5 protein-coding genes and 1 tRNA gene are annotated in these 6,173 nt (G+C 68.2%); 4 read left to right on the top strand and 2 right to left on the bottom strand.

All coding sequences use genetic code 11. The features are described from left to right. The 3 genes from Q1V78_RS08735 to cydC all read left to right on the top strand — a co-directional run. The coding region (locus Q1V78_RS08735) for a cytochrome d ubiquinol oxidase subunit II (RefSeq protein WP_300613670.1) at positions 1-464 on the top strand (464 nt) is incomplete at its 5' end. Beyond that, entirely contained in the window at positions 464-2,167 is a 1,704-nt protein-coding gene (locus Q1V78_RS08730; RefSeq protein WP_300613668.1) for an ABC transporter transmembrane domain-containing protein, read from the top strand. The genes Q1V78_RS08735 and Q1V78_RS08730, both read left to right, overlap by 1 nt. Continuing rightward, positions 2,164-3,783: a thiol reductant ABC exporter subunit CydC gene (gene cydC, locus Q1V78_RS08725; RefSeq protein WP_300613666.1), complete on the top strand. Its 1,620-nt coding sequence runs from the start codon at positions 2,164-2,166 to the stop codon at positions 3,781-3,783. The genes Q1V78_RS08730 and cydC overlap by 4 nt, the downstream gene beginning before the upstream one ends. 42 nt (positions 3,784-3,825) lie before the next feature. On the opposite strand, the gene Q1V78_RS08720 is transcribed toward cydC, so the two are convergent. Both Q1V78_RS08720 and Q1V78_RS08715 read right to left on the bottom strand, forming a co-directional pair. Continuing rightward, a complete protein-coding gene (locus Q1V78_RS08720) occupies positions 3,826-4,443 on the bottom strand; it encodes a GNAT family N-acetyltransferase (RefSeq protein ID WP_300613664.1) in 618 nt (205 codons plus the stop codon). A 107-nt stretch (positions 4,444-4,550) separates the two neighbouring features. Beyond that, positions 4,551-4,635: transfer RNA gene (locus Q1V78_RS08715), tRNA-Leu, on the bottom strand. 324 nt (positions 4,636-4,959) lie between these two features. Here Q1V78_RS08715 and Q1V78_RS08710 point away from each other — a divergent pair. Further along, positions 4,960-6,171 carry a DUF3662 and FHA domain-containing protein gene (locus tag Q1V78_RS08710; protein ID WP_300613662.1) on the top strand — a complete coding sequence of 404 codons (1,212 nt, stop codon included), beginning with the start codon at positions 4,960-4,962 and terminating at the stop codon, positions 6,169-6,171. The last annotated feature ends 2 nt before the right edge of the window (positions 6,172-6,173 follow it).

Below are 6,173 nucleotides of genomic sequence, written 5' to 3'. Positions count from 1 at the left end.
TCTTCGCGCTGCACGGGCTGACCTTCATCCGGCTCAAGACCGCGGGCGTGCTGCGCGAGGAGGCGCAGCGCTTCATCGCCCCGCTGGCGGTCGGCTCGATTGGGTTCGGTGGCGTGTTCGCCCTCTGGACTCAGCTGGGCTACGGCAAGGCGTGGACCTGGGTGCCGCTGGCGCTCGCGGTCGCGGGGCTGCTCGGCGCGGTGGCTGCGACGGTCGCGCAGCGGGATGGTTGGGCGTTCAGCGCCACCGCCCTGGCGATCGTGTCCGTGGTGGTGCTGGGCTTCGGGGCGATGTTCCCGATGCTGTGGACTGACCTGGATATTTGGCAGGCCGCGTCCAACCCCTACACCCTGAAGGTCATGACCTGGGCCGCGGTGATCGTGACCCCGTTCGTACTGCTTTACCAGGGGTACACCTACTGGATTTTCCGGCGTCGGATCGTGGCGGAGCCGGTGCATCTCTAATGCAGCTCTTGCGGGTTTCGGCCCCGGCGCGGCGCTGGGTGCTGCTGAGCGCGGCGCTTTCGGTGGCCGGGGTGGGTTTGAGCATCGCCGCTGGCTTGCTGCTCGGCCACCTCGTCGCTGGAGTGCTGGGTGGCGAGGCGCCGCTGGGTCAGGTGACGCCGGGAGCGGGAGAGGCTCAACCCGGCGAGATTGGGCAATTCGCCCAGCGCCTCGACCCGGCGCTGCTGGCCTGGCTAGTCGCGGTAGCAGTGTTGCGGGCCCTCGTGGCGTGGGCGCAGTCCCGGCTGGGTGATTCCGCGGCGGATACGGTGCTCGCGGAGCTGCGGCGCCGTGGCCTGGCTGCTTTGACTCACCGGGACCCGCGGACCGTGGACGTCGCCCAGTTCCGCAGCCTGCTGACCAGCGGCCTCGATGCCTTCCGCCCGTACCTGACAGGTTTCCTGCCCGCAGCGGTCGCCACCTTCTTATCGACGCCGATCGCGCTGGCCGCCATCTGGTTCCAGGACCGTTCCTCGGCGCTCATCGTGGCAGTCACGATTCCCCTGATCCCGTTCTTCATGTGGCTGGTGGGCCTGCTCACGGCGGGCCGCACGGAGCGCAAGCTGGCAGACATGGCGTTGCTCAGTGATCAGCTCTTGGACCTGGCGGCGGGGCTGCCCACGCTCACCGCCCACGGTCAGCAGCTGGCCCCAACCTCTGAGGTGGAGCGCCTCGCGCGCTCCCACCAGCGCTCGACCATGGGGGTGCTGCGCATCGCCTTTCTTTCCGGCATGGTGCTGGAGTTCCTGGCCACGCTCTCCGTGGCGCTGGTGGCGGTGAATATCGGTTTCCGGCTGCTGGGCGGGGAGATGAGCCTGGCCGCGGGGCTGGCGGTGCTCATCATCGTGCCGGAGGTCTACGCCCCGATCCGTGAGGTCGGCTCTCGCTTCCACGATGCGCAAGACGGGGCGGCCGCCGCGAGCGCGGTGCTGGGCGCCCTCGACGGTGCGAGTGTCCCGGCCGATGAGGGCGCAAGGCCAGCGCAGACTCCCCCAGCCGCGGCGCCCCAGGGGCTGCGGGTGGTCTTCGAGAACTACTCGGCACCCGGGCGGGATGGTGCCCGACCGGCGCGGCTTAGCGGGCAGGCAGAGCCCGGCAAGATCACGGTGCTGCGGGGCGATAACGGCGCCGGGAAGTCCACCGCCCTGCTCGCGGCATTGGGGCTCACCAGCGGAACGGGCAGCGTCCGCGTCGAAGAAGTTGCCGCCGCCCCGGCTGCAACGGATGTCCCACAGGATGCCCACGAGGAGAATAGTAGCGGCGAGGACCGCAGTGGCGGCCGCAACGTCGAGCCAGCTGTATGGGCAGGTCAGACATTGTGGCAACGCACCGCCTACCTGCCGCAGCGCCCGGTGCTGGATGAGGCCGCGATCGGCGATACTTCGCAGCTCTCGCTGGGCCAGCGCCAGCGCCGCGCCTTCGCCGAGCAGGTGCCCGGCAAGCAGCTGCTGATTCTCGACGAGCCAACCGCCCACCTGGATTCGGCGAACGCGGACCTCATGATTGGCAAGCTGCGCACCGCGGCGGAGGGTGGCGCCACAGTCCTGGCCGCCTCCCACGACCCGCTGCTCATCGCGGCCGCGGACCGTGTCATCGACGTGCGCGGGGCCAGCTCCGTAACCACAAGCTCCGCCGAGCCGAACGAAGGAGTAAGCAGCCGATGACCCGGGCCATTCTCGCGGGAGTCAGCACGCTGCTGGCCGCCATCGCGCTGTCAGTGGTCTCCGCGTGGCTGATCGCGCGTGCTTGGCAGCAGCCGAGCGTGATGGATCTGACCGTGGCGATCACGGCGGTGCGCGCGCTCGGCATTTCCCGCGCTCTTTTCCGTTACCTCGACCGTCTGGCCAGCCACGATGTTGCGCTGGACCGGGCCGCCGCGGCGCGCGTGGAGGTCTACGCGCGGCTTGCGCAAGCTCCTTCTGCGCAGGTCATGGGCCTAGGACGCGGAGCCTTGCTCGCCCGCATCGGGGAGGACGTGGACGCCCTGACCGAGCGCATCGTCCGCGCCACGATTCCGCGGTGGGTCGCGGGCATCACGGGCCTCATCGCCGTTGGGTTCCTGGCCATGCTCACCCCACTCGCAGCACTCGTCCTCGCCATCGGCCTGCTGGTTGCGGGGGTGCTCGTCCCCCGCTTGGCAGCACGCGCGGAGCGGGCCTCCCTCGTCGCGGAGGCCAATGAGGCTTACGTCGCGGCAGTCGACCACGCGCTGTCAGCCGCCCCGACGCTGCGGGTGCGCGACCAGCTCGCGGGCGCCCTCGCCACGGCGGAGAGCGCCGAAGCCGAACTGCGGGCCCAGCGACGCCGCGGCCTGGGTTGGGCCGCCGGGGCCTCGGGTCTGCTGACTCTCACCAGCGCATTGACTGCGGCGGCCATCGCCGCACTAGCGGCCCTGGAGTACACGGGTTGGGCGGGTTCCGGCACGGCGGCGCATTCCCCGCAATGGCTGGTCGTCGTGGCGCTCTTCCCGCTCGCCGCCTTCGAGGCGGTATCCACCCTCCCGGAGGCCGCCCGCACTCGGGTTCGGGCCGAGCACTCCCTGGAACGTCTGCGCGCCCTCCCGGGATCCGAGGAGGCGGAGACCAGGGCCAAGGACGAGCCCGCAGCCTCAAAAAGCCTGCCACCTGCAGACATCGGTGCCACTGCCTCCACAGACGCCCTATCCGCCCCCGCGGCAGTGCGCGCCGAGCGCCTGACGGTGGGCTGGGACCATGACTTGGGAACCTACGACCTAGACGTCCCCGCTGGTGGGCGCGGCGTCGTCGTCGCGGCGTCGGGAACTGGGAAAACGACCCTGCTGATGACGCTGGCTGGCTTGCTGCCCGCCCGCGGCGGGACGTATTCGGCGCCCGGGGCCCGCTTCATCGCCGAGGACGAGCACATCTTCGCCACCACCGTGCGGGACAACCTCGCGGTGGGGGCGCCGCACGCCAGCGAGGCGGCGATGTGGGAGGTGCTGGACCAGCTCGGTTTGGGCGCGTGGGTTCGGGGCCTGCCGCGGGGGCTGGATACGGTGCTGGCCCGGGGCGCGGAGGATCTCTCTGGGGGTCAGCGCCGCCGGGTAATTCTGGCCCGCGCGCTGCTCACGGACGCGCCGATCCTGCTGCTGGATGAGCCGACGGAGCACCTCGACGACGCGGGCGCGGCAGAGGTGCTGCGCCTGCTCGGGTTCCCGCCGAGCGCGGATGCGGACGGGGCCGAAGCATTGGACGCTCCTGCCGTGGAACTACCGGGGACGCGCGCGGAAAGAACCATCATCATGGTCACACACCCTCGCTGATACGGCAGCGCACCAAGGCGATCCGAGCTACGACGCGCAAATTCAAGCGCCGAAGCCCTGCAGCGCGTCGCCGTCCAGCCGGTAGGTGTCCCAGCCGGACATCGGGTAGGCGCCGAAGGACTTATAGAACTGAATGCTCGGCTCGTTCCACTTCAGGACGGACCATTCCATGCGCTGATAGCCGCGGGCCACGCAGAGGTGCGCGAGCTGCTGGAGCAGCAACTTCCCGAGCCCGTTCTTGCGGTACTCGGGGCGGACGTAGAGATCCTCCAGGTAGATGCCGTGGGTGCATTCCCAGGTGGAGAAGTTGAGGAACCACAGCGCCATGCCGGCCAGGCGTGGCTCCTCGCCCGGCGCGACGTCCCTGTTCTCGACGCTGCTGCTCTCCGCGACGTCCCCGGCCTTGATGTCCCCGCCCTTGATGTCGCTGTCGAGCACCTCGACGACGTGCCCAAACACAGCGGGGTTCTCGCCGAAGAGGTGCTCGTGGAGTGCTTCCTCGGTCGCACGGACGGCATCCGGCTCCTCCTCATACTCCGCGAGGTCCTGGATGAGCTCCAGGATCTGGGGGATGTCGGCTGGGCGCGCCCGGCGGAGGCGGAAACCGTGCGGCGCTTCAAGGAGCAGGTCTGTGCTCGTGCTGCGTGGGTCAGAACTCATGCCCACATCTTAAAAGCCCCACCCCGAGCCCAGTTGTACACAAGAAAAAACCGGTGGCCACCTGTTGAAGGTGAACCACCGGTTCCTGCGACCTAGAGCCGCTATTGTGGGCGAAGGGGGACTTGAACCCCCACGTCCGTAAAGGACACTGGCACCTGAAGCCAGCGCGTCTGCCAATTCCGCCACTCGCCCGTGGCTTCATCCGCTCCAAGCTGTGATGCTCGGTTCGCATGGGTGCAAAGCGTGGGCTTAACGCCGGGTGCGTTTGCAACAAGAAGAAGCGTATCACGAGCTATAGATCACAACAAAATCACCGCGTGACCTGCACTGACCCGGCCCCCCTTGTTATCCCCGTATAATGGCCGTTCGACATGTGTACGTCTACCCCGTTGCGGCGGCGCGTTGTACAGCGCGACCTGCCCTTCACCACGAGCAAAACACCACGAGGCTAAAGCGATTCACCCATCGCGGCCTTTCTGGTTAGACGGCCTAGACGTCCAAGGAAGGAAAATATCGATGGATCTTTTCGGAAAATTTCGCAAACTGGATAGCGCACTGCAGCGGGGCCTGGATAACAGCTTCGCGCGGGTATTCGGTGGCGAAGTTGTCCCGACCGAGATCGACGAGATGCTGAAGCAGCAGGCCGAGGACTCCGTGATGGTGGATAGCGAGGGCAACCGGCTTGCCCCGAGCTTCTTCATCGTCTCGATTTCCCAGCGTGATTACGACTCCCTGAAGGAGAGCCACCCCACGCTGGTCCGCGACCTTTCCGCCCGCCTGAGCCGTTTCATCCGCAACGAGGGATGGAAGACGAATAACCAGGTCACGGTCGATCTCCGGGTCGAGGAGGACCTGCACACGGGCCAGCTGAAGGCCGATTCCCGTTTCAAGATCCCCGAGAGCTACTCCCCCATCGAGGAGGAGAACGCAGGCGATGCTGCCGACGACGCCGCTGAATCTTCCGGCTCCGCTGCTTCTTCCTCCCTTCCGGACGAGGACGTCGCCCCCGGTGAGCGCGAGTGGCCGGAGGACCCCAGCCAGGTGCGTGAGGTCGAGGCCCAGGCTTACGACGCCGATAGTGATTCCTTCCCCGCGCAGACGGGGGCTGCGGGCGCAGGCCTGGGTTCGGTCGTCCGCCCGAGCCCGGGCACTGGCTACGGTGCAGAGCAGTCCGAGTCCAGCCACCCCGGCACGGCCCAGTCCCCCGCTCAGTCCGCCCAAGGCGAGCAGGGTAAGAGCGCCGAGGACGCTGGCTATTCCGCCGCTGAACAGGATGGACCGGCCGTCCAGGAGGACGCGGCCGCAGCGCCCGGGCAGGAACAGGACGGGGCCGTCGACCCGGAGCACAGCTACCCCGGAACCACGGTGATTACCCACGCGGCGAATGAGGAGGCCCCCGTCCGCGGTGGGACGGGCGAGCCCCGGCCGGAAGCCGAGCAGCTGACCGTCACCCTCACCCTGCGGGACGGCAGCGATCGCCGCTACGACCTGGTCGAAGGCAGCAACCTTATCGGCCGCGGCAAGACCGTCGACCTGCGCATCCCGGACACGGGTGTGTCCCGTCAGCACGCGGAGATCACCTGGGATGGTTACGACGCCGTCCTCACTGACCTGCAGTCCACGAACGGTACGTCCGTCAACGGCACGCCGATCGAGAATTGGCTGCTCGCCGACGGGGACGTCATCGCCGTGGGCCACTCCGAGATCGAGGTCCTCTTCCACCACTAGTG

This window comes from Corynebacterium sp. (genome assembly GCF_030152825.1).
In the GTDB taxonomy this organism is placed as follows: domain Bacteria; phylum Actinomycetota; class Actinomycetes; order Mycobacteriales; family Mycobacteriaceae; genus Corynebacterium.
This window is presented reverse-complemented; position numbering and strand designations above follow the sequence as displayed.

Coding starts and splice junctions, on each gene's coding strand:
- Q1V78_RS08730 (WP_300613668.1), top strand. CDS start 464: ATGCAGCTCTTGCGGGTTTCGGCCCCGGCGCGGCGCTGGGTGCTGCTG.
- cydC (WP_300613666.1), top strand. CDS start 2,164: ATGACCCGGGCCATTCTCGCGGGAGTCAGCACGCTGCTGGCCGCCATC.
- Q1V78_RS08720 (WP_300613664.1), bottom strand. CDS start 4,443: ATGAGTTCTGACCCACGCAGCACGAGCACAGACCTGCTCCTTGAAGCG.
- Q1V78_RS08710 (WP_300613662.1), top strand. CDS start 4,960: ATGGATCTTTTCGGAAAATTTCGCAAACTGGATAGCGCACTGCAGCGG.